Origin of the sequence: Planococcus sp. CP5-4_YE (assembly GCF_019042655.1) — a bacterium.
Classification (GTDB): domain Bacteria; phylum Bacillota; class Bacilli; order Bacillales_A; family Planococcaceae; genus Planococcus.
The window spans coordinates 1-21,955 of the sequence record NZ_JAHPZO010000014.1 but is presented as its reverse complement, the minus strand read 5'-3'; the positions used below and the strand labels follow the sequence as shown (position 1 = coordinate 21,955).

Genomic DNA, 21,955 nt, shown 5'->3' with positions numbered 1-21,955 from the left:
ACATGCAGTTGACCGTGCAAGATGTTTTGGATTATGAATTGCTGGAAGGAGCGGTCGTCCGCACTGCCAAAGAATATGCACAGACGCGGCCTGTGCACTGGGTGTCTGTCATGGAAATGCCAGTGGAGAATTTCGTGCGCCGCAATGAGCTGGTGTTGACGACTGCGATGGGATGCAAAAATGATGTGGAAATCTTCCGGGGGTTCGTTCAGGATATCATCGACTCTGGGGCAGCCGCACTCATGATCGCGATGGGGCGGCATGTCTATGAAATTCCAAAAGAGATCGCCCAACTGGCTGAAGAGCATGCATTCCTGCTCGTTGAACTGCCGTGGGAGCTGCGCTTTTCGACGGTCATTGAAGAAGTGATGATCGATTTGAACGATCTGCACCGTCAAGAGCGGCAGCGTTCGGAACAAGTGCAGCAGGATTTATTGAAACTAATTTTGGCGGATGCGGAATTGGAGAAAATCGCTGCCTATATCCGCCGCGAGCTTGACAGTGCACTGCTTATTACGGACGCCCACGGGGCCGTGCAAGCAGCCGCCGGTTTTTCGCGTGCCAAACTGGAAGAATGGGAACAGCAGGTCAGCGAAGGGGTTTTCCCTATTCGCCAAGCAGCCCCGAAAGGAAATCGCGACCCAATGATCCAGAAATTCCGCAGCGGCGAATTGGGCGGCCGAAAGCTCGTCCAAGTCCCGGTGCTCCAAGTATCAGAGGAAGCTCAAGCTTATCTATTCGTCGAACTGCCGGAAAATGCAGGTGATGGGCGTCTTGATGTCTTTTCGGTTCACGTCCTTGAGCATGCCGCAACGACGATTTCCTTATGGCGCTCAAGGCAAAATGCAGTCGAAGAGACAAAAGCGGCGCTGCGCATGGATTTCGTCCGCGAACTGGCTAACGGGGAATTCGTAACCAAAGAGCAGGCGGCCTCCCGTGCCCGCGCGCTCGGCTATGATCTGGAGCTCCCGTATATCGGACTGGCTGGCAGTCCGGAGAATTTGCGTGAATTATTTGGACGGCGAAAGCCGGATCACAGTTCGTATACTGAATGGTCGAAAAGCATGATTGCTTATATTGAAGAGGAAATCCATTACGGGGCCCATGCCATGAGACGTACAGTGATGACCGGCTACGTAGATGGATATTTGATCATCTTCCTTGAAAAGCCGCCTGAAAGCGGACAGGAAAACCAGATCAATTTCCTGGATTTGATCGAGCGGCGGCTGGGGAATTTATTGCCGGAAGTCGTTTTATCTTGGGGCATAGGCGATTATGCGGAGGGATTCGAAGGGTTCAGCAGCAGTTTCCAGCATGCGAAAGCGGCGCTTGAAATCGGGCGCACGAAAAAAGGGCCGGGGCACCGGATGGATTACCGCGACACCCGGGCAGACCGATTGCTGCTGCAATTGGCCAAAACCGAGGGGATGAAAGACATCATCCAGTCAACGATCCAGCCGCTTGTCGATTATGACCAGCAGCGGCAAATGGATCTGATCGGCACTTTTTCGGCCTATAACCATTATCAAGGAAATGTCAGCCAGACAGCACGCGCCTTGAACTTGCATCGTCAATCGCTGCTATACCGCTTGCGCAAAATCGAGTCATTGACCGGCTTATCGCTTGTCGACCCGGACGATTTGTTTCTGTTGGAATTATGCGTCCGCACCTATCGCATCCGTGCCACAGAACCGAATGATGCTTGAATGAAAGCCTTCTGCTCAAGAAGGCTTTTTTTATGTGGAAAAATTGACTAAAGGACAGCGGACATTTTCATACACTATGACAGATGCAGGAAAAGAAGACAGGCAGGTATAGTGAACATAAGGTTAATTAATAGACTATTCCGACTTTTAATTCGTGAACCCAAGGAGGGGATTCCCCATGTCGTTTGGAACAGCAGAATATCAGGGGCGTATCAGAAAAACAAAGCAACAGATGGCGGAAAAAGGTATTGAAGTACTGCTTATCACCGACCCTGCCAATATGAACTATTTATCGGGCTATGATGCTTGGTCGTTTTATGTCCATCAAATGCTCATTGTCATTGAAGATGAAGACCAGCCCTTGTGGGTCGGGCGGATCATGGATGCGAATGGCGCCAAGATTACGACGTGGCTGTATCACGACAATATCATTCCATACCCTGAGATTTACGTGCAATCACAAACGCACCACCCGATGGATTTCGTCGCGGAAATCTTGACGCAGATCGGGCAGGACCGGCGTTCAATCGGCGTCGAAATGGAGAATTATTACTTTACGGCAAAATGCTACGAACGCTTGCAAAAAGGTTTGCCTAATGCCCGTTTCCAAGACGCGACCCTGCTGGTCAATTGGGTCCGTCTGGTGAAGTCGGATACCGAAATTGCCTATATGAAGCGCGCAGCTCGTTTTTCGGAAAAAGCAATGACAGCAGGAATCGAGATGATTGCAGAAGGTGTAAGGGAATGTGACGTGGCGGCAAGGATCCTTGAAGTTCAAGTAAGAGGGACGAAAGAACACGGTGGGGATTACCCGGCAATCATGCCGCTGTTGCCGACAGGAGAACGCACAGCCGCGCCTCATCTGACATGGACCGATAAACGCTATAAGCAAGGGGAATCGGTGACGCTGGAAATCGCGGGTTGCTATAAACGCTATCATTCACCGCTGGCACGCACCGTGTTTATCGGGACACCGGATGCAGAACTGCAGCATCTTGCGGAAGTAACGACAGAAGGCATCAACGAATGCCTCGCGATGATCAAGCCAGGCATTTATTTAGAAGAAGTGTGTGCAACGTGGACAAAAACGATCGCTCGCTATGGCTTCGAAAAAGAAGCGCGCATCGGCTATCCCGTAGGATTGAATTATCCACCGGACTGGGGCGAGCATACCGCAAGCATCCGCATGGGCGACCGCACCATACTCGAGCCGAACATGGCCTTTCATATGATTCCGGCGATGTGGTTCGATGATTCCGGTTTTGAAGTGAGCGAAACCTTCCGCGTGACCGAATCGGGTTGTGAAACGCTAGCGAATATGCCAAGGGGCTTGTTCACAAAAGGCCATTTAATCGGCTATCAGGGCGGCGCTTAATCATCAAAAATTAAAAACTGAAAGCATTAAAAAATTTGAGGAGTGAGTTTATGACAAACAAAAAAATCCATCAATCCACACGAGCAGTCTGGGGCGGAGAAAAAGAATATTTGGCACACGGGGCATCGCAAGTACCGGTCGTCTTGAGCGTCGCCTATACGTATGACGATATGGACGATTGGTACGACGTGGCGATCGGCAAGAAAAAAGGTCATATTTATGGACGCAATACGAACCCGACCGTTCAGGCTTTCGAAGACAAAGTGAAATTACTCGAAGGCGCTGAAGCAGCGACCAGCTTTTCGACCGGCATGGCCGCCATCAGCAATACACTTGCGACGTTCCTCGTGCCTGGCGACCGCATCGTCTCGATCAAAGATACGTACGGCGGAACGAACAAGATTTTCACAGAATTCCTGCCGCGCCAACAGATTGACGTCGCGCTCGTCGATACCGGAGACCACGAGGCGATTGAAGCGGAACTTCAAAAAGGCTGCAAGATCCTTTATTTGGAGACGCCGACCAATCCGACGGTTAAAATCACGGACATTGCGCGTATGGCAAAAGCAGGTCACGCAGTAGGCGCGCTGGTCATCATCGACAATACATTCGGCACGCCGATCAATCAAAACCCATTAGAAGACGGTGTCGACCTCGTGTTGCACAGCGCGACCAAATTCCTCGGGGGCCATGCGGATGCACTCGGCGGCGTATTGGTCGGCTCGCATGAACTGGTCGAACAAGTTTATCATTACCGCGAAATTAATGGCGCGACGATGGACCCGATGGCGGCCTATTTATTGCTGCGCGGCATGAAAACTTTGCATTTGCGCATCCGTGAACAAAGCAAAAACGCCATGGAGCTCGCCAAATACTTGCAGACAAAAGACATCGTCGAAGACGTCTTTTATCCAGGGCTCGAAACGCATCCGAACCACGACATCGCCAAACGCCAGATGAAAGGCTTCGGCGGCATGCTGAGCTTCTCGGTCAAAGGCGGCGTCGATACGGTGCGTGACCTGCTGCCGAAACTCGAATACGCAAACCGTGCAGCGAACCTAGGGGCGGTCGAAACGACAGTCGGACCGGCGCGCACGACGAGCCACGTGGAATGCACACCGGAAGAACGCGCCGCTATGGGCATTCCGGAAGGCTTGATCCGCGTTTCTTGCGGCATTGAGGAAATCGAAGACATTATCAACGATTTTGAGCAGGCGTTCCAGCACGTCGAAACGGTGATGAACGTCTAATCGGAAAGCCGGTGAACAACATGCAGGACAAAGATAGACTTCTGAAGGCAGCGGAGAAAATGAACGGAAAACTTAGCGAATGGCGGCGGACGCTGCACCAATTCCCGGAACTGAGCTTCCAGGAATTCCAGACGGCGGATTTTATCGCATCGGTTTTGTCAACGATTGATGGCATTGCCGTTGAGCGGGGGATCGGCTTAGAGACAAGCGTGATCGCAACGCTCGGAAAAGGCGAGGGCCCGGTAATAGCATTGCGTGCGGATATCGATGCTTTGCCCATCGACGAAGCGAATACATGTGATTACCGGTCGAAAACCCCTGGAGTTATGCATGCCTGTGGACACGATGCGCATGCCGCCATCCTGCTCGGCGCGGCTTCGCTTCTCGCAGAATATTACCGGGCGGAGCAATGGAACGGGACGGTTAAATTCATTTTCCAGCCTGCAGAAGAAACAATTGATGAGGATTCCATGTCAGGGTCGCCTTATTTGCTGCAAGCAGGTGCATATGACGGCGTGGAGCTGGCGATTGCCCTCCATATGTGCCCCTGGCTGGCTGTAGGGGAAGTGCAATTGCATGACGGCATCAGCATGGCGAACGTCGATGTCTTTCATGGCGTAATCTCCGGGACGGGCGGGCACGGTGCCTATCCAGAACTCGGCAGCGACCCAACTTGGATGCTCGGCCTCATTTTGCAGGCGCTGCACGGCATCGTGCCCCGGAAAATATCGGCACTTGAGCCCGCAGTTGTCAGTGTCGGGCAAATCCATGCAGGAACTGCCAGCAATATCATCCCGCACGAAGTTCAAATGGAAGGCACAGTCAGGAGCTACTCAGCCAATACGCGTGATCTGCTCGAAACAGAAATCCGTGATGCCTTCGCATTGGCGAAACATTTGGGCGGCGATTATTCCTTTCATTACCAAAGGGGAGAACCGGCGCTAGTCAATGATCGACATGTGAATGAACAAATCGCAGAAGCCATCCAAAAAACGGATCCATCTGTTAGATTCATTCATCAAGCGTTCGGTATGGGAGGCGAAGATTTTGCATACGTCACGCAGCAGCTGCCGGGAGCGATGTTTTTCCTCGGCTGTTCGCTGGATGACGGAATCGAGCGGGATTTGCATACGCCGCATTTCGACATCGATGAACGCAGTTTGCCGCTTGGCGCTGCCATTTTAGCGAACGCGGCAATCGGCTTTTTCACGTGAACAGGCGGCAAGGAGAACAGGAGGGAAAGCATGACACATAAACTGGCATTTATCGGATTCGGCGTCGTCGGCCAAGGGCTCGCTGAAATTCTGTACAATAAACGACAAAGTTTGAAGGACCAAGAAGGGTTCGAAGCGAAAGTCGTCGCGATATCCGATTTCAAGAAAGGCTCGTTATATCATCCGGATGGGCTCGATTTTGAAACGGTTTTGGACACTGTACAAAAGACCGGAAGTTTGGAAAGCTACCCGAAAACAGAAGGGCTCGTCACCGGATGGAACAGCCTGGAGACAATCCGGCAATCGAATGCCGACACCGTGGTCGAAGTGTCTTATACCGACGTGAAAACCGGCCAGCCGGCAATTGACCATTGCCGCGCAGCTTTCCAAAGCGGCAAGAATGTTGTCATGACCAATAAAGGGCCAGTTGCGCTCGCTTATCAGGAGCTAACGGCATTGGCGGACAAGCACAATGTCTCCTGGGGCTTCGAAGGGACGGTCATGAGTGGTACGCCTGCACTACGAATGCCGAAACTCGCACTTGCCGGAAATGATATCACCGAAATTCGCGGCATCTTAAACGGCACGACAAATTTCATGCTCATGCGCATGGATGAAGGCGAGAGCTACGAATCGGCGCTCAAGGAAGCACAACAGCTTGGCTATGCGGAAGCGGATCCGACGAGTGATGTCGAAGGGCTTGATGCGCGTTATAAAATCGTCATTCTCGCGCAGCATGTCATGGGCATGCCTTTATCGGTCGAAGACGTCGAATGCACGGGCATCTCGCAAATGACCCCGGAACTGATCGAGCAAGCACGCACGGAAGGAAAGCGCTGGAAGCTGGTAGCCACAGCAAAAAAAGAAAAAGGACTGGTTTCAGCGAAAGTGTCAGTGGAAAAAGTGCCACTGGACGACCCGCTCGCTTCCGTTTCAGGAGCACTCAATGCCATCACTTACGAGACCGACCTGTTGGGGCCGGTCACCTTGAGCGGCGCAGGAGCCGGCAAGACGGAAACCGGCTTTTCCTTGCTCATCGACTTATTGACGATCGCAAAGGCCAGAGAAGCGGTGCGGTCATGAAAGGAGGCAGATTAGATGGCGACGCATGTTGAAGGACGGAAAATGTTTCTGGCAGGTGAATGGGTAGACGGTAAACAATGGATTGATGTCACCGACCCTCAGGACGGATCGCTTGTCGACCGTGTGCCTGCTGCAACAAAGGAAGATATGAAGGCGTGTATCGAGGCAGCCAAATCAGGTGCAGAAATTGCTGCACGGATGCCTGTGGTCGAACGCATGCAAATTATCGGGAAAGCAGCGGATTATATCGAATCAAACACAGAACATTATGCGCGCACCATCGCCAAAGAAAGCAGCAAAACCATTCGCGAAGCACGGAAAGAAGTGGGGCGGGCAGTTGAAACATTGCGCTTGAGCGCAGAAGAAGCGAGGCGCATCACCGGCGAGACGATTCCGTTCGACCAATCGCCCGGCGGAATCGGAAAAGTCGGCTATTACCGGCGCTTTCCGCTCGGCATCATCGGAGCGATCACGCCATTCAACGACCCGCTGAACCTGGTAGCGCATAAAGTCGGCCCGGCCATTGCATCGGGCAATGCCATCATCGTTAAGCCGGCGACTGTCACGCCGCTCAGTGCGCTATTATTGGCGAAAGCTTTTTCGCAAGCGGGCTTGCCGGAAAAAATCCTTTCTGTTATTACGGGAAGAGGCGGAGAGATCGGCGATGTCTTAGTCGAACACCCAGCTGTCCGAATGATCAGCTTTACCGGAGGTGTCGAGACCGGGCTTGCGATCACCAAAAAAGCAGGATTGAAAAAAATAGGTATGGAACTTGGCTCAAATTCGCCCGTCATTGTCCTGCAAGACGCCGATGTGGAAGATGCAATAGCTTCTTGTGTTTCTGGCGCATTTTGGGCAGCCGGGCAAAACTGCCTTGGCGTCCAGCGGGTTTATATCGAAGACGGTGTATTCGATTCATTCAAAGAACAATTTATTGAACAAACCGAACGCTATGTCGTCGGCGATAAACAATCCGAACTAACAGATATGGGTCCGTTGATTACAGGAAAAGAAGCGAAGCGCGTCGAAGGGCTGGTCCAAGAAGCGCTGGATAAAGGCGCGACACTTGAAACTGGGGGGGAACGGGACGGTGCTTTCTATTCACCAACAGTACTTACCGATGTGCCGGAAGACTGTGCGCTCGCTGCAGAAGAAATCTTCGGGCCGGTCGTATTGCTTTATCGAGTGGCTGATTTAGATGAAGCGATCGAGCGGGCGAATGCCGTCGATTATGGACTGCAGGCAGGGATCTTTACAAAAAATCTTGACCATGCCCACCGTGCGATCGAAGAACTCGAAGTTGGAGGCGTCATGATCAACGACAGCAGCGATTTCCGGATTGATGCCATGCCATTCGGCGGCGTTAAGCAATCTGGGCTCGGCAGGGAAGGCGTCAAATTTGCCATCCAGGAAATGACCGATACGAAAGTGGTCTGCTTTAAATTGGGATAGTTTAAAGAGGGAGCGCATAGCAGATGAGCTATGTGCTTTTTAATTGTTATAGCACACTATGTAAAATTGGCTATTGAATGATGTGGATAATAGGAGGAATGCTTTTATATCAAATGAGAGCGGATACATATAGAATATCTGTGACGAATTGTAAAATATCATTATTAATTATTGTTTTATTCATTGAATTCTGAAAAATGTCCTCTATAATAAAGAGAAACTCAAATCAGCCGGAAAATTATTTCCTGGCTGGTGGCTAGTCGATCTTACGGGCCGGTCAAATTCATTGAGTGCCCTGTGAATCCAAGTAGCAGATACATAGAAAAGAAAGGATAGGATACTTATGAAGAAGGATTTGCGCATCAACAGCAAAGTATTCAGCGAAGGGCCGATGAAAGCCCCGAACCGGGCCATGCTGCGGGCGGTCGGAGTGACGGATGAAGGCTTCGAGCAGCCAATGGTCGGCATCGCAAGCACATGGAGCGAAGTCACACCGTGTAATATACATATCGACGAACTGGCGAGAGCCGCGAAAAAAGGTGCTCAAGGAGCCGGGGCTGTCCCGTTCATCTTCAACACCATCACCGTTTCTGACGGAATTTCGATGGGTACGGAAGGCATGAAGTATTCACTCTCGAGCCGCGACGTCATCGCGGATTCTATTGAAACGGTTGTCGGCGCAGAAAGCCTGGACGGGCTTGTCGCAATCGGCGGCTGCGATAAAAACATCCCGGGTTGTTTGATTGCCATCGCCAATTCCGAAGTGCCGGCAGTATTCGTTTACGGCGGCACCATCGCAGCAGGGCGCTATAATAGCCAGGATATCGACATCGTTTCCGTCTTTGAAGGTGTTGGCCAGCATAATAACGGCACCATCGACGACGCGGCGCTGCGTAGAATTGAATGCAGCGCATGCCCTGGTGCGGGTTCATGCGGAGGCATGTATACGGCGAACACGATGGCTTCTGCTGCTGAAGCGATGGGCATGAGCTTGCCTGGAAGTTCTTCAAACCCTGCAGTGTCCGAGTACAAAGAAGCGGACTGTGAAGCGGCGGGTGCTGCGGTGCATAATTTGCTGGAGATTGGCATCTATCCGAAAGACATCATGACCAAAGAAGCGTTCGAAAATGCCATCACGGTCGTCATGGCGCTTGGCGGCTCAACCAATGCCATCCTTCACTTGCTTGCGATCGCGCACGCTGCGGAAGTGGATTTGACAATCGATGACTTCAACCGCCTGCAAAAAACGGTGCCGCATATCGCGGACCTGAAACCGAGCGGCAAATACGTCATGCAGGACCTTCACCGCGTCGGCGGCGTTCAAGCAGTCATGAAGATGTTGCTCGAAGCGGGCTATTTGCACGGCGATTGCATGACGGTCACCGGCAAAACCGTCGCGCAAAACTTGCAGGAAGCACCTAGCCTGACAGAAGGGCAAGATGTCATCATGCCGTTCGACAACCCGAAACGAAAAGACGGCCCGCTGATTGTCCTAAAAGGCAATTTGTCTCCGACAGGCGCCGTCGCCAAAGTATCGGGCGTCAAAGTCAACCGCCATACAGGCCCGGCCCGCGTTTTTGATAATGAAAAAGAAGCGACTGCAGCGGTCATGGCGAACGAAATAAACGATGGCGATGTATTGGTCATCCGCTATGTCGGGCCAAAAGGCGGTCCAGGCATGCCGGAAATGCTGTCGATTTCTGCAATCCTCGTCGGAAAAGGCATGGGCGAATCCGTTGCGCTCCTGACCGATGGAAGGTTCTCGGGCGGCACGCACGGCCTGGTCGTCGGCCATATTTCACCGGAAGCGCAGTCGGGCGGCCCAATCGCTTTGCTCCAAGAAGGTGACATGGTGACAATCGATTCGGATCTGCAGGAAATCTCCATGGACGTTTCTGAAGAAGAACTCGAAAAGCGCAGAAGCGAATGGATTGCGCCACCACTTCACCGCAAAGGCGTTCTCGGAAAATATGCACATAATGTTTCTTGCTCATCCAAAGGAGCCGTTACGGATTATTTGAACCGATAATAGTAAAAGCAGCGTCGATTCCGGGATAAAACGGAATCGGCGCTGCTTTTAAATCGTGTAGCAACTGGAAAAGGGCTGCCCTCATTTGAGAACAGCCCTTTGTTTATTTAGGTAACAATCATGTGTTTTGACTTAAATATTAACCCGTAACGAACGGGGAATCATTTCCATTGAAAGTGTTTACTTTCATTGCCGCGGTAATAGTTCCACTGGGTGCTTTAAACTTAAGCAACGTAAACCCTGCCTTCTTTTACGTCCTTGCGATCCTGTAATCGCGCCAGTGTGAATAAGTATCTTCAAAAACATTGCGTAGAATGCCAGTCATCAAAATTTATATGTTACCTCGTAGTTAACTCTGAATACCATCTCATATTTTTGGGTATATGTCAATGACATGGCTTATGCGGCAATTCATCACCTTATAAAATAAGGAATTTGATGTATAATGATAGTCATTACTGTGGAAGAAGGGGATTTTTGTGGAAACGCGTTATGCAGATGATAGCTTGGCATTACATACCGATCTATACCAAATCAATATGGCGGAAACTTATTGGGCGGATGGGATGCACGAACGAAAGGCAGTTTTTGAGTTATTTTTCAGGAAATTGCCATTCGGCAATGGTTATGCCACATTTGCGGGGCTTGAGCGAGTACTCGATTATTTAAAAAACTTCCATTTTTCGGAAAGTGATATCACATATTTACGTGATGAACTTGGCTATCGGGATGACTTTCTTGATTATTTGAAAGAAGTTCGTTTTACAGGAGACGCCTATTCAGTGGTCGAAGGCGAGCTTGTATTTCAAAATGAACCGCTGATTCGCATCGAAGCGCCTCTTTTGGAAGCGCAATTGGTCGAGACGGCACTGCTTAATATCGTCAATTACCAAACTTTGATTGCCACCAAAGCGAGCCGTATCAAGCAGGTTGTTGGCACAGAACGGGTGATGGAATTCGGCACGCGCCGCGCACAGGAAATGGATGCGGCGATTTGGGGAACCCGTGCCGCATTTATCGGCGGTTTGGAAGCGACCAGCAACACCCGTGCCGCTAAACTATTCGGCATTCCAGCAGCCGGTACCCATGCCCATTCTATGATCCAAGCCTATAAAGACGAGTACGAGGCGTTCCATGCCTATGCGAAGCGCCATCGTGAATGCGTCTTTTTGGTCGATACTTATGACACCTTGAAATCGGGCTTGCCAATCGCCATCCAAGTGGCGAAGGAGCTAGGGGACAAAATCAATTTCCGCGGCATACGCCTGGACAGCGGCGATATCGCCTTTTTATCCAAAGCGGCACGGAAAATGCTCGATGAGGCAGGATTCCCTGACACCGAAGTAGTCGTTTCCAACGATTTGGATGAATACACCATTCTCAACTTGAAAGCACAGGGAGCACGCGTCGATGCATGGGGAATCGGAACGAAACTTATTACTGCTTATGACCAGCCGGCGCTAGGCGCTGTGTATAAACTTGTCTCGATCGAAAATAGTGCGGGCGAAATGGAAGACACCATCAAGATCTCCGGCAATGCGGAAAAAGTGACGACTCCCGGGTTGAAAAACGTTTACCGGATTATAGATAGGGAAAATGGAAAATCAGAAGGTGATTACATTACGATGCACGACGAAAACCCTGATTCCGAAGAACGTTTAAAAATGTTCCACCCAGTCCATACATTTGTATCGAAGTTCGTCACCAACTTTGATGCCGTCAATATTCATCAACAAGTCATCAAAGCAGGCCAAGTCATCTACGAAAACCCGCCGCTAAAGGAAATACAGAAGTATGCGGTAGGAACGCTCGATTTGCTGTGGGAGGAATACAAACGGTCGCTTAATCCAGAAGAATACCCGGTTGATTTAAGCGAAAAATGTTGGAGCAATAAAATGCGGAATATCCAGGAAGTACGGGAATCGGTTCAAGAATTCACGAACAAATAAGGAGGAGCCACATGTCAACATTACAACAGCAGATTATCAATGAATTGAAGGTAGTGCCTTCCATTAACCCACAGGAAGAGATCAAGCGTACGGTCGAATTCCTCAAAGAATACTTAAAGCACCATTCATTCCTGAAAGGGTTTGTACTCGGTATTTCCGGCGGCCAGGATTCGACGCTTGCCGGCAAACTGGCACAAATGGCCATTGATGAACTGAATGAGGAAGCAGGCGAGCAAGTATACAGTTTTTACGGTGTACGTTTGCCATACGGTGTTCAAGGTGATGAACACGATGCACAAGATGCCATCACATTTATCCAGCCGACGAAAATATACACAATCAATATTAAAGAAGCCGTCGATGGAAGCGATCGCGCGTTAGAGGCGGAAGGCATCAAGTTGACGGATTTCGCCAAAGGCAACGAAAAAGCGCGGGAACGCATGAAAGCGCAATATTCAATTGCTGCGATGCACAATGCAGTCGTTCTCGGTACTGACCACGCAGCTGAAGCGATTACTGGCTTTTATACGAAGTACGGGGATGGCGCGGCCGATGTGGTCCCATTGTTCCGATTGAATAAACGTCAAGGGCGTGAGATGCTGAAGGCACTTGGCTCGCCGGAGCATTTGTATACAAAAGTCCCGACAGCCGACTTGGAAGAAGACAAACCGGCCATTCCAGATGAAATCGCGCTTGGTATTACCTATGAGCAAATCGACGACTATCTTGAAGGCAAGGAAATTGCTGAAGACGCGCGTGAAAAATTGGAAGGCTATTATCTAAAAACCCAGCATAAACGCAATTTGCCAGTGACGATTTTTGACGACTTCTGGAAAAGTAACTGAATAGCACCGATGAAAGGGAAAAGCATGCGCTTTTCCCTTTTTTCTATTTTAAGGGAGGGTCAAAGGAATACCTCCAAACCGTCATGCCGCGTTGGCTCAGTTGAGTTATCGCCTGGAATCCGATATGATGGCAGTAAGATTGTGATAATTCAAAACCTTTTCCACATATATTAGGAGGAACCGATATGAAAGCGACAGAACGTTTAGGAAAAGTCATTGATAATATCGAAAAAGTGATTATCGGGAAACGCGAAATCGCCGAGTTGAGTCTGGTCGCTTTGTTATCGCATGGCCATGTTTTGCTTGAGGATGTTCCGGGTGTCGGCAAGACGATGCTTGTCCGGGCCTTGGCAAAATCAGTCGGAGCGGATTTCAAGCGCATTCAGTTCACCCCGGATCTCTTGCCTTCAGACGTAGTAGGCGTTTCGATTTATAACCCGAAAGACATGCAATTCCATTTCCGTCCGGGACCGATCATGGGCAATATCGTCTTGGCGGATGAGATTAACCGAACGTCACCGAAAACGCAGTCCGCGTTATTGGAAGCGATGGAAGAGGCATCAGTCACCACGGATGGCGTGACGATGCAGATTCCTAAACCGTTTTTCGTTATGGCGACCCAAAACCCGATCGAATATGAAGGAACCTATCCATTGCCAGAAGCGCAATTGGACCGTTTTTTGCTGAGAGTGAAAATGGGTTATCCGACGCGGCAAGAAGAAATCGAAGTATTGACCCGTTCTCAGGCCATTCCGCCCATCGAAGAACTGGAATCGGTACTGACGCTCGAAGAATTGCTTGAATTGCAGGAAGAAGTCCGGACGATTCGCGTAGACGATACGATCCGTACCTATATTGTGGAATTGGCGACGCAAACCCGCCGCGATCCTTATGTTTATCTCGGCGTCAGCCCGCGCGGCTCGATTGCCTTGATGAAAGCGGCTCAAGCCTATGCCATGCTCAAAGGGCGAGATTATGTCACTCCTGATGATATTCAATACTTGGCGAAATTCGTCTTCGGCCACCGAATTATGCTCCGTTCAGAAGCCCGCTATGACGGCATCACCGCAGAAGAACTGACGGAACGTATCATTGCCAAGACACATGTTCCTGTACAAAGGCTTGTGAATCAATGAGGCGGGTCAAACAAATTTTAAGTTCTTCGGGCAGGATGATTTTTGTGCTCATCCTGCTTTTTTTGACTTTTTCGTTTGCCATGTTCCAAGGCGGCTTTGTCAGTTGGTTCGTTTTTTATGTATCTGTGCCTTTCATTCTTTACTCCGTCTTGTTGTCATTCTATCCGTTGCAGAATTTGCGCGCAGAGCGGGTAGTGCACACACCGCGAGTGCGGAATGGCCACCGCTTTTCAGCCACTGTAACCGTTCGGCGGACATTTCCGTTCCCGTTGCTTTACACGGTCCTCGAGGAACAGGCGCATTCGGCACGCCTCAAGGTCCGTATGGCTGAAATGGGTCGTCAACTGCTGCTTCCCGGATTCCGCAGAGAATTTTCCTGGACCTATGAAATCGAGGAAATGCCAAGGGGCGAACACGTTTTAGAAGGCGTCCTGGTCGAAACCGCCGATTTTTTCGGATGGGTAAAAAAGCGGCAGCTGTTGCCGGTCCGTCAGTCCGTACTGGTTTATCCGAACACTGTTGAAATGATGTACCGCCCGATCGGTTCCAGTTTTGACCAGGGCTCAATCGCGGCGCCATTTACTTTAGTGAAAGATACCACCATGGCGAGCGGTATCCGTGATTACCAACCGGGAGACCGGGTCTCGTGGATACATTGGAAATCATTTGCCCGAACGCAGACGATGCGCACGAAAGAGTTCGAAGACCGTCAATCGCAAGATCTGTTCTTGCTTGATGACCGTTCCCCGTCTCCCGTTTTCGAATTACAAGTCGAATTGATTGCTTCGATCCTGACGTCCGTTGTGGCCTCTCATGCCAGTGTCGCCTATTTATCAGCCGGCACGCCGCGCGCCTTTTTCCCACTAATCCAAAGTGAGAAGCAATTGCAACGCGCACTCTACCATTTAGCGAAAGTCCAGGACGATTTGGATCGGCCGATCGAAGCAGTGGTTGGCCAGGATCTAAAGCAAGTCCATGTGCCGAGCCTGGTCTATGTGACAGGTTCGTTGTCGCGTGAAATGGTCGATGAAATCCGACGAAACGCAACGAGCCTAAGCCAGTGTTTATGCCTAGTCGTGACAGAAGCAGGTCAGTCGATCACTCCGGAAGACGAAAAAAACCATCAATACGCAAGTTCTAAAGGTTTCCGTGTGAAAGTTGTCGGCCCAGGGAATTTCGCTTCGGCGTTTATGGAGGCGAATCGTTCATGACATCCATCAGAAAAAACAAAATATTTATGGGCTTATTGTACATCTTGGTATTTCTACTATTGTCGGAATGGCTCCGCCCTGTAATCGAATTAACTGAAACCGGCCACCATCGGCTATTTTTGGCTTTCGTTGCATTAGGTCTCATTATGGCGTTTTTCGACATGCCATGGTGGATTACCGGCCCCTTGAAATTGTTTTACGTTCTATGGTTTATTGTGTATGTCTATACTGGCAATCTATTTTTCACGGCAGAAAGCCTGGCTTTTGTTGTGGAACAGGCGAGCGTCAGCTTGTCGGCGCTCTTTAGCCAAGATTGGCAGGCGACCACTGATGTATTTCGCACCGTTCTGTTTTTTGCACTATTGTGGATGGCCATCTATCTGATCCATTATTGGGTTAGTTTCCGATTGAGCATTTTCTTATTCTATCTACTGACGGTCATTTTTGTGGCTGTATTGGATACATTCAGCCCCTATTCAGGAGATACGGCGATTGTCCGCATCATGGTCATTGGCCTATTATTGGCAGGATTATTGCATTTGGCAAGATGGATGGAACGTCACGGAGCCGCAGAGAAGACGGATAAACTGCTGGTCTTTTCGATTCCCTTATTATTGCTGTTGGTCGCTTCGACCGCATTTGCGTTTTATCTGCCAAAAGCAGATCCGATTTGGCCGGATCCTGTTCCGTACATCACTTCCTATTCCGGAAAAGGCGGTGTCGGTGAAGGGGGCGTCGGGCGCATCGGCTACGGCGTCGATGATTCACAGCTTGGAGGCTCTTTTGTCTCTGATGATACGACTGTTTTCAGGACGGAAGTCGAAGAAGGCCAATACTGGAAAGTTGAAGTAAAAGATGTCTATACGACAAAAGGGTGGGAGCTTTCGGAAGAAGATGCTGATGAACAACTTTACCGAAATGGTGATGAAGTTACGACAGACTTCCCCCCAGCAGGGGAAGAGCGTTCTTCTGCCCTCGTCGATATGCAACTGCCATTCCCATTTGTTCTCTATCCCTACGGCACTGCTTCTTTCTTAATGGAAGAAACACTGGATTATCGTTACGACCCGGTTCAACAGCGCTTTGACACATTGCAAGATAGTATCGCTTTCGAACCGAATGTCTATGAAGTGTTCTATAGCGAACCTTCCTACAGCCTGACAGCATTACGTGAAACAGATATAGAAGACCTGTCTGAACTGCCACCGGAATACGACCGCTATTTGCAATTGCCTGATGAATTGCCGGATCGGGTTGGGCAACTAGCGGAAGAAATCGCTGCTGGGTCAGATACTGTTTATGGCCAGACGCAGGCGGTCGAACGTTATTTCGGTAGCAACGGGTTTGAATACAGCCAAAGCGGTATCGCTATTCCCGAGGAAGGCCAAGATTATGTTGATCAATTCCTTTTTGAAACGCAGCGCGGGTATTGCGATAATTTCTCAACTTCAATGGTCGTCTTGCTGCGTTCGCTTGATATACCTGCACGCTGGGTAAAAGGCTTCAATGAAGGGGAAGTCATCGATACAGTGGATGGCTACGATGTATATGAAGTCACGAATAACAATGCGCACTCATGGGTAGAAGCTTATATGCCAGGCGTAGGCTGGATGATGTTCGAACCAACCATCGGCTTTACAGGCGCTTCATCCATTGATTTCGATTTGGAAATTGATGCCACCGAACCGGAAGAAGAGGAAATGCCCGATCGGCCTGAACCTGAACCCGAGGCACAACCTGAACAACCGGACGCCGGTGCAGGGGCAGATGCAAGTCCGACAGCGGGCGAGCGTTTCCTTTCTTTTGTATCCGAAAATGCAGGAAAGCTCATCGCATCAACAATCGGCTTGCTGCTGTTCGCATTCATACTATTCAAGATACGCAAAAAATGGATGCCGAAAGTGTTGATCCCGTATTACCGTAGAAAACAGGCGGATGCGGAAACCTTCGAAAAAGCCTATCTGCGGCTTTTGAAACAGTTGGAACTTTATGGAATTAAGCGCGCGCCGGGTCAAACATTGCGTTCATACGCCGAATACGTTGATTCGTTTTATGGAACGAAAGAAATGACGAAATTGACAGCAGCATATGAAAAAGCCGTTTACGGGGGCGACGCTCAATCGGTTGATTGGCGAGAACTGAAGGAAAGTTGGGAAAATTTAATCAATCGGACAAGCGGTTGATTTTAAAAACACTAGCCTGTACAATTGAGAAAATTATAGAATACAGTGCCCTCATATATGTCCGATGATACGGTTCGGATGTCTCTACCAAGTCACCGGAAATGACTTGACTATGAAGGCGGATGACGCATGCTTATTTGCCTGTGCATTCGCCTTTTTAACGTAGAGGACAAGAACGCGAGGAGTGGTTTTCGCGTTCTTTTTTATATTGTGTGGCCTGAATCGAATAGAAGAGGTGAAGGATTTGCCAGTCAGCCCTATGTTGAAGGAACAGAAAAAAATCGTCGTCTTGGATTTCGGCAGCCAATACAACCAATTGATCACGCGCCGCATCCGTGAAATCGGTGTCTATAGCGAACTCCACCCGCACACGATTACCGCGACTGAAATCAAAGAAATGAATGCAACAGGTATCATTTTCTCAGGCGGACCGAACTCCGTCTATGATGAAAATGCATTTTCCATCGACCCCGAGATTTTCGAGATGGGATTGCCGATACTGGGCATTTGCTACGGCATGCAATTGATGGCGCTTCGTATGGACGGCAAGGTCGAGAAAGCCTCTAACCGCGAATATGGTAAAGCCGAATTGACTTTGACAAAAGAAAGTTCTATTTTCAAAGACGTGCCAGAAGAACAAGTCGTCTGGATGAGCCATGGCGACCTCGTCACAGCTGCACCTCCGGGATTTGACATCATTGCGACAAGCCCAGGCTGCCCAATTGCAGCAATGGCCAACGAAGAGCGTCGACTTTACGGCGTCCAGTACCATCCGGAAGTCCGCCATTCCGTTTACGGCAACGAAATGCTGCGCCAATTCGTCTTTGACGTTTGCGGCATGAAAGACGAATGGTCAATGGAAAACTACATCGAATTGGAAATCGCGAAAATCCGCGAGCAAGTGGGCGACAAAAAAGTTCTTTGCGCATTAAGCGGCGGCGTTGATTCTTCAGTTGTAGCCGTGTTAATCCACAAAGCGATCGGTGATCAATTGACGTGCATGTTCGTAGACCATGGCTTACTCCGCAAAGGGGAAGCGGAAAGCGTCATGAAGACGTTCGCGGACGGCTTCCACATGAATGTCATCAAGATCGATGCCCGCGAGCGCTTCATGAAAAAACTAGAAGGCGTCAGCGACCCTGAGCAGAAACGTAAAATCATCGGCAATGAATTCATCTATGTATTCGACGATGAAGCAGAGAAACTAAAAGGCATGGATTTCCTTGCCCAAGGTACCCTCTACACAGATATTATCGAAAGCGGCACAACGACTGCTCAAACGATTAAATCCCACCACAACGTAGGCGGATTGCCTGAAGACATGCAATTTGAGTTGATTGAACCACTCAACACTTTGTTCAAAGACGAAGTGCGTGCACTCGGAACCGAGCTTGGCATGCCGGATGAAATCGTTTGGCGCCAGCCATTCCCAGGCCCAGGCCTTGGCATTCGAATCATGGGAGCTGTCACTGAAGAAAAGCTTGAAATCGTCCGCGAATCGGATTGGATCCTGCGCGATGAAATCAAAAAAGCTGGCCTTGACCGCGACGTCTGGCAATACTTCACGGTTTTGCCGGACATCCGCAGCGTCGGCGTCATGGGCGATGCACGCACATATGACTACGCTATCGGAATCCGTGCAGTCACATCGATTGACGGTATGACATCGGACTGGGCACGCATTCCATGGGACGTGCTTGAGAAAATTAGTGTCCGTCTCGTCAACGAAGTAGATCACATCAACCGCGTACTATACGATATTACGAGCAAGCCACCTGCAACAATCGAGTGGGAATAGAAACAAACGGCTGCCATTAGCAGTCGTTTTTCTTTTTTACGAACTTTCAGTTTAAAAAATAGATAATCGTTCGTGTTTTGTCTTGTTTTTCCATACCTATCGTGGTATTCTTATAAATGAAATTAAATAAGCTTGTCGTATAAATTCAGGAATATGGCCTGAGAGTCTCTACCGGTTCACCGTAAATGATCCGACTACGATTTTTTGTCCGCCTTATTAAATAGGCGGACTCTCTGTTTTCGGACGGAGATAATCGGACGCATACGGCAAATCGCTGTATGCGTTTTTTGCGTAGACTTATACAAAAGCATACGGAGGAATTATGCATGAAGAAGTATTTTCAATTTGAAGAACTTGGAACGAACTACCGTCAGGAATTTATCGGCGGTTTAACCACATTCTTAGCGATGGCTTATATCTTGGTTGTCAACCCGCTGACGCTGACGATGGATTCGATTCCTGATTTGGATCCGGCCCTTCGCATGGACTACGGGGCTGTATTTATGGCAACTGCTCTAGCGGCCGCTATAGGCAGTCTGTTGATGGGAATCGTCGCTAAATACCCTCTCGCCTTAGCGCCAGGAATGGGGCTCAACGCTTTCTTCTCCTATACAGTTGTTTTAACGTACGGGGTGCCTTGGCAAACTGCATTAACCGGGGTGCTGGTTTCAGGATTAATTTTCATTCTGCTGACTTTGTCAGGCATTCGCGAAACGATCATCAACGCCATCCCGGCTCAATTGAAATATGCAGTCGGTGCAGGTATCGGACTTTACATCACATTTATCGGCTTTCAGAATGCAGGAATTGTAGTAGGAAATCCTGATACACTTGTTGGGCTCGGAGATTTGACGACCGGTTCCGCTTTGCTCGCGATTTTCGGTTTGTTTGTCACCGTGATCATGATGGTTCGCGGAGTGAAGGGTGGAATTTTCTTCGGGATTTTAATCGCTGCAGTCGTCGGGATGATCTTCCAAGTGGTCAGCTTGCCAACGGCGATCATCGATTTGAATGTTCCAAGTCTTGCCCCGACATTCGGTGTTGCGCTTGAACCGATCTTCAGCGACCCAGGTTCATTGATGACCATTCAGTTCCTTGTCATCGTGCTAACATTTTTGTTCGTAGACTTTTTTGATACAGCTGGAACCTTGGTGGCAGTAGCGAACCAAGCCGGCTTAATGAAAGATAATAAATTACCGCGCGCAGGAAAAGCTTTGCTCGCGGATTCAATTGCCACAGTGAGCGGGGCAATCTTCGGGACTTCAACAACAACTTCATATATCGAGTCTACAGCCGGTGTAGCAGCTGGAGCGCGTTCTGGTTTTGCTTCAGTGGTTACAGGAATCCTCTTCTTGGTTGCTATTCTTTTCTATCCGTTGTTATCAGTCATCACCAGTGCAGTAACTGCGCCAGCATTGATCATCGTCGGCGTCTTGATGGTCTCAGCTCTCGGTCAAATCGAATGGGGCAAGTTTGAAATCGCTGTTCCAGCGTTCCTTACGATGATTGCTATGCCGCTCGGTTATAGTATCGCAACGGGGATCGCAATCGGATTCATTTTCTATCCAATCACGATGATGGTTGCGGGAAGAAGAAAAGAAATTCATCCTATCATGTATGGACTGTTTGTTATCTTCGTTTTGTATTTTATATTTCTTGCTTAAAGAGAAGCTGCCGGCTTATGCCGGCGGCTTTTTTTGTATCTAGTAAAAAGCCTTTCTTCTAATAGAAGGAAACTCATTTAAATGAATCGGTGATGAGTGGTTCATTTATGTTTATCTTTCTATTTACGGACACCATTATTAACGATTGGGAGAGGAGGTAAGTATTTGTATGAAAGGAAGATAACTCCTTTCAAAACTGTAATAATTTTTTAGTTGAATATTAAGAATATTACGTTATAATAAGAAGAGTAAAAGTTTCTCATAAAAGCTTGACGGGATATTCCCAGCGTGCTATATTAGTCAAGTCGCCAAGAGAGGCGCACAACATGAACCTTGAAAACTGAACAGCAAAACGTCAACGAAAGACGTCACGAGCGCCTTGGCGCGCGAACGGCTTTTGCGATGGTCGCCCTTGGGCGATCGGAGCAATCAGCCATTCCGACCTTCGGTGTTCGTGACTTAACTACTGATCAGCTTCGGCAGATCAAAGCGAATCGCGCGTCTTTTAGACGGCGATACGCCAGCAGTATTGAGCAATCAACTACTCTATAATGGAGAGTTTGATCCTGGCTCAGGACGAACGCTGGCGGCGTGCCTAATACATGCAAGTCGAGCGGAACCATTGGAGCTTGCTCCTTTGGTTTAGCGGCGGACGGGTGAGTAACACGTGGGCAACCTGCCCTGCAGATCGGGATAACTCCGGGAAACCGGTGCTAATACCGAATAGTTTGCGGCCTCTCATGAGGCTGCACGGAAAGACGGTTTCGGCTGTCACTGCAGGATGGGCCCGCGGCGCATTAGCTAGTTGGTGAGGTAACGGCTCACCAAGGCCACGATGCGTAGCCGACCTGAGAGGGTGATCGGCCACACTGGGACTGAGACACGGCCCAGACTCCTACGGGAGGCAGCAGTAGGGAATCTTCCGCAATGGACGAAAGTCTGACGGAGCAACGCCGCGTGAGTGAAGAAGGTTTTCGGATCGTAAAACTCTGTTGTGAGGGAAGAACAAGTACCAACTAACTATTGGGTACCAACTAACAATTGGTACTCCGGGAAACCG

General features: G+C 49.4%; 14 protein-coding genes, 1 rRNA gene and 2 riboswitches. All 15 genes read left to right on the top strand.

What is annotated here, in order from left to right:
- Positions 1–2: 2 nt before the first annotated feature.
- Complete coding sequence (locus KTG14_RS14095) at positions 3–1,706, top strand: PucR family transcriptional regulator (RefSeq protein WP_216971532.1); 1,704 nt, start codon at positions 3–5, stop codon at positions 1,704–1,706.
- 178 nt (positions 1,707–1,884) lie between these two features.
- Complete coding sequence (locus KTG14_RS14090; protein ID WP_216971531.1) at positions 1,885–3,081, top strand: M24 family metallopeptidase; 1,197 nt, start codon at positions 1,885–1,887, stop codon at positions 3,079–3,081.
- Positions 3,082–3,131: 50 nt separating this feature from the next.
- On the top strand, positions 3,132–4,331 hold the full coding sequence (locus KTG14_RS14085; protein WP_216971530.1) for a cystathionine gamma-synthase family protein: 1,200 nt from the start codon (positions 3,132–3,134) through the stop codon (positions 4,329–4,331).
- 59 nt (positions 4,332–4,390) lie between these two features.
- Entirely contained in the window at positions 4,391–5,545 is a 1,155-nt protein-coding gene (locus KTG14_RS14080; protein WP_254178187.1) for a M20 metallopeptidase family protein, read from the top strand.
- 30 nt (positions 5,546–5,575) lie between these two features.
- A complete protein-coding gene (locus KTG14_RS14075; RefSeq protein WP_216971528.1) occupies positions 5,576–6,628 on the top strand; it encodes a homoserine dehydrogenase in 1,053 nt (350 codons plus the stop codon).
- Between the two features lie 15 nt (positions 6,629–6,643).
- The gene (locus KTG14_RS14070) at positions 6,644–8,080 is read left to right on the top strand and encodes an aldehyde dehydrogenase family protein (RefSeq protein WP_216971527.1); all 1,437 of its coding nucleotides are present in this window, start codon (positions 6,644–6,646) and stop codon (positions 8,078–8,080) included.
- A 343-nt stretch (positions 8,081–8,423) separates the two neighbouring features.
- Complete coding sequence (gene ilvD, locus KTG14_RS14065; RefSeq protein ID WP_216971526.1) at positions 8,424–10,109, top strand: dihydroxy-acid dehydratase; 1,686 nt, start codon at positions 8,424–8,426, stop codon at positions 10,107–10,109.
- A gap of 479 nt (positions 10,110–10,588) precedes the next feature.
- Positions 10,589–12,058, top strand: coding sequence for a nicotinate phosphoribosyltransferase (locus tag KTG14_RS14060; RefSeq protein WP_216971525.1), 1,470 nt, complete (start codon positions 10,589–10,591; stop codon positions 12,056–12,058).
- An 11-nt stretch (positions 12,059–12,069) separates the two neighbouring features.
- Positions 12,070–12,903 (top strand): ammonia-dependent NAD(+) synthetase, encoded by an 834-nt coding sequence (gene nadE, locus KTG14_RS14055; protein ID WP_216971524.1) that lies wholly within the window; start codon positions 12,070–12,072, stop codon positions 12,901–12,903.
- Between the two features lie 185 nt (positions 12,904–13,088).
- Positions 13,089–14,039, top strand: a complete 951-nt coding sequence (locus KTG14_RS14050) for an AAA family ATPase (RefSeq protein ID WP_216971523.1) — start codon at positions 13,089–13,091, stop codon at positions 14,037–14,039.
- Between the two features lie 35 nt (positions 14,040–14,074).
- Positions 14,075–15,250 (top strand): DUF58 domain-containing protein, encoded by a 1,176-nt coding sequence (locus tag KTG14_RS14045; RefSeq protein ID WP_254178186.1) that lies wholly within the window; start codon positions 14,075–14,077, stop codon positions 15,248–15,250.
- Positions 15,247–17,433, top strand: coding sequence for a transglutaminase TgpA family protein (locus tag KTG14_RS14040; protein ID WP_216971521.1), 2,187 nt, complete (start codon positions 15,247–15,249; stop codon positions 17,431–17,433). The genes KTG14_RS14045 and KTG14_RS14040 overlap by 4 nt, the downstream gene beginning before the upstream one ends.
- 31 nt (positions 17,434–17,464) lie before the next feature.
- Positions 17,465–17,566: riboswitch (purine riboswitch) on the top strand.
- 126 nt (positions 17,567–17,692) lie between these two features.
- A complete protein-coding gene (gene guaA, locus KTG14_RS14035; protein WP_216971583.1) occupies positions 17,693–19,231 on the top strand; it encodes a glutamine-hydrolyzing GMP synthase in 1,539 nt (512 codons plus the stop codon).
- Positions 19,232–19,346: 115 nt separating this feature from the next.
- A riboswitch (purine riboswitch) is annotated at positions 19,347–19,448 on the top strand.
- Between the two features lie 109 nt (positions 19,449–19,557).
- Positions 19,558–20,895: an NCS2 family permease gene (locus KTG14_RS14030; RefSeq protein WP_216971520.1), complete on the top strand. Its 1,338-nt coding sequence runs from the start codon at positions 19,558–19,560 to the stop codon at positions 20,893–20,895.
- Positions 20,896–21,443: 548 nt separating this feature from the next.
- Positions 21,444–21,955, top strand: a 16S ribosomal RNA gene (locus KTG14_RS14025); the annotation flags it as partial.

Excerpts from the sequence above, each read along its gene's own strand:
- nadE (WP_216971524.1), top strand. The coding sequence starts at position 12,070 with ATGTCAACATTACAACAGCAGATTATCAATGAATTGAAGGTAGTGCCT.
- KTG14_RS14045 (WP_254178186.1), top strand. The coding sequence starts at position 14,075 with ATGATTTTTGTGCTCATCCTGCTTTTTTTGACTTTTTCGTTTGCCATG.
- KTG14_RS14070 (WP_216971527.1), top strand. The coding sequence starts at position 6,644 with ATGGCGACGCATGTTGAAGGACGGAAAATGTTTCTGGCAGGTGAATGG.
- guaA (WP_216971583.1), top strand. The coding sequence starts at position 17,693 with ATGTTGAAGGAACAGAAAAAAATCGTCGTCTTGGATTTCGGCAGCCAA.
- KTG14_RS14095 (WP_216971532.1), top strand. The coding sequence starts at position 3 with ATGCAGTTGACCGTGCAAGATGTTTTGGATTATGAATTGCTGGAAGGA.
- KTG14_RS14080 (WP_254178187.1), top strand. The coding sequence starts at position 4,391 with ATGAACGGAAAACTTAGCGAATGGCGGCGGACGCTGCACCAATTCCCG.
- KTG14_RS14040 (WP_216971521.1), top strand. The coding sequence starts at position 15,247 with ATGACATCCATCAGAAAAAACAAAATATTTATGGGCTTATTGTACATC.
- KTG14_RS14030 (WP_216971520.1), top strand. The coding sequence starts at position 19,558 with ATGAAGAAGTATTTTCAATTTGAAGAACTTGGAACGAACTACCGTCAG.
- ilvD (WP_216971526.1), top strand. The coding sequence starts at position 8,424 with ATGAAGAAGGATTTGCGCATCAACAGCAAAGTATTCAGCGAAGGGCCG.
- KTG14_RS14075 (WP_216971528.1), top strand. The coding sequence starts at position 5,576 with ATGACACATAAACTGGCATTTATCGGATTCGGCGTCGTCGGCCAAGGG.
- KTG14_RS14090 (WP_216971531.1), top strand. The coding sequence starts at position 1,885 with ATGTCGTTTGGAACAGCAGAATATCAGGGGCGTATCAGAAAAACAAAG.
- KTG14_RS14050 (WP_216971523.1), top strand. The coding sequence starts at position 13,089 with ATGAAAGCGACAGAACGTTTAGGAAAAGTCATTGATAATATCGAAAAA.
- KTG14_RS14085 (WP_216971530.1), top strand. The coding sequence starts at position 3,132 with ATGACAAACAAAAAAATCCATCAATCCACACGAGCAGTCTGGGGCGGA.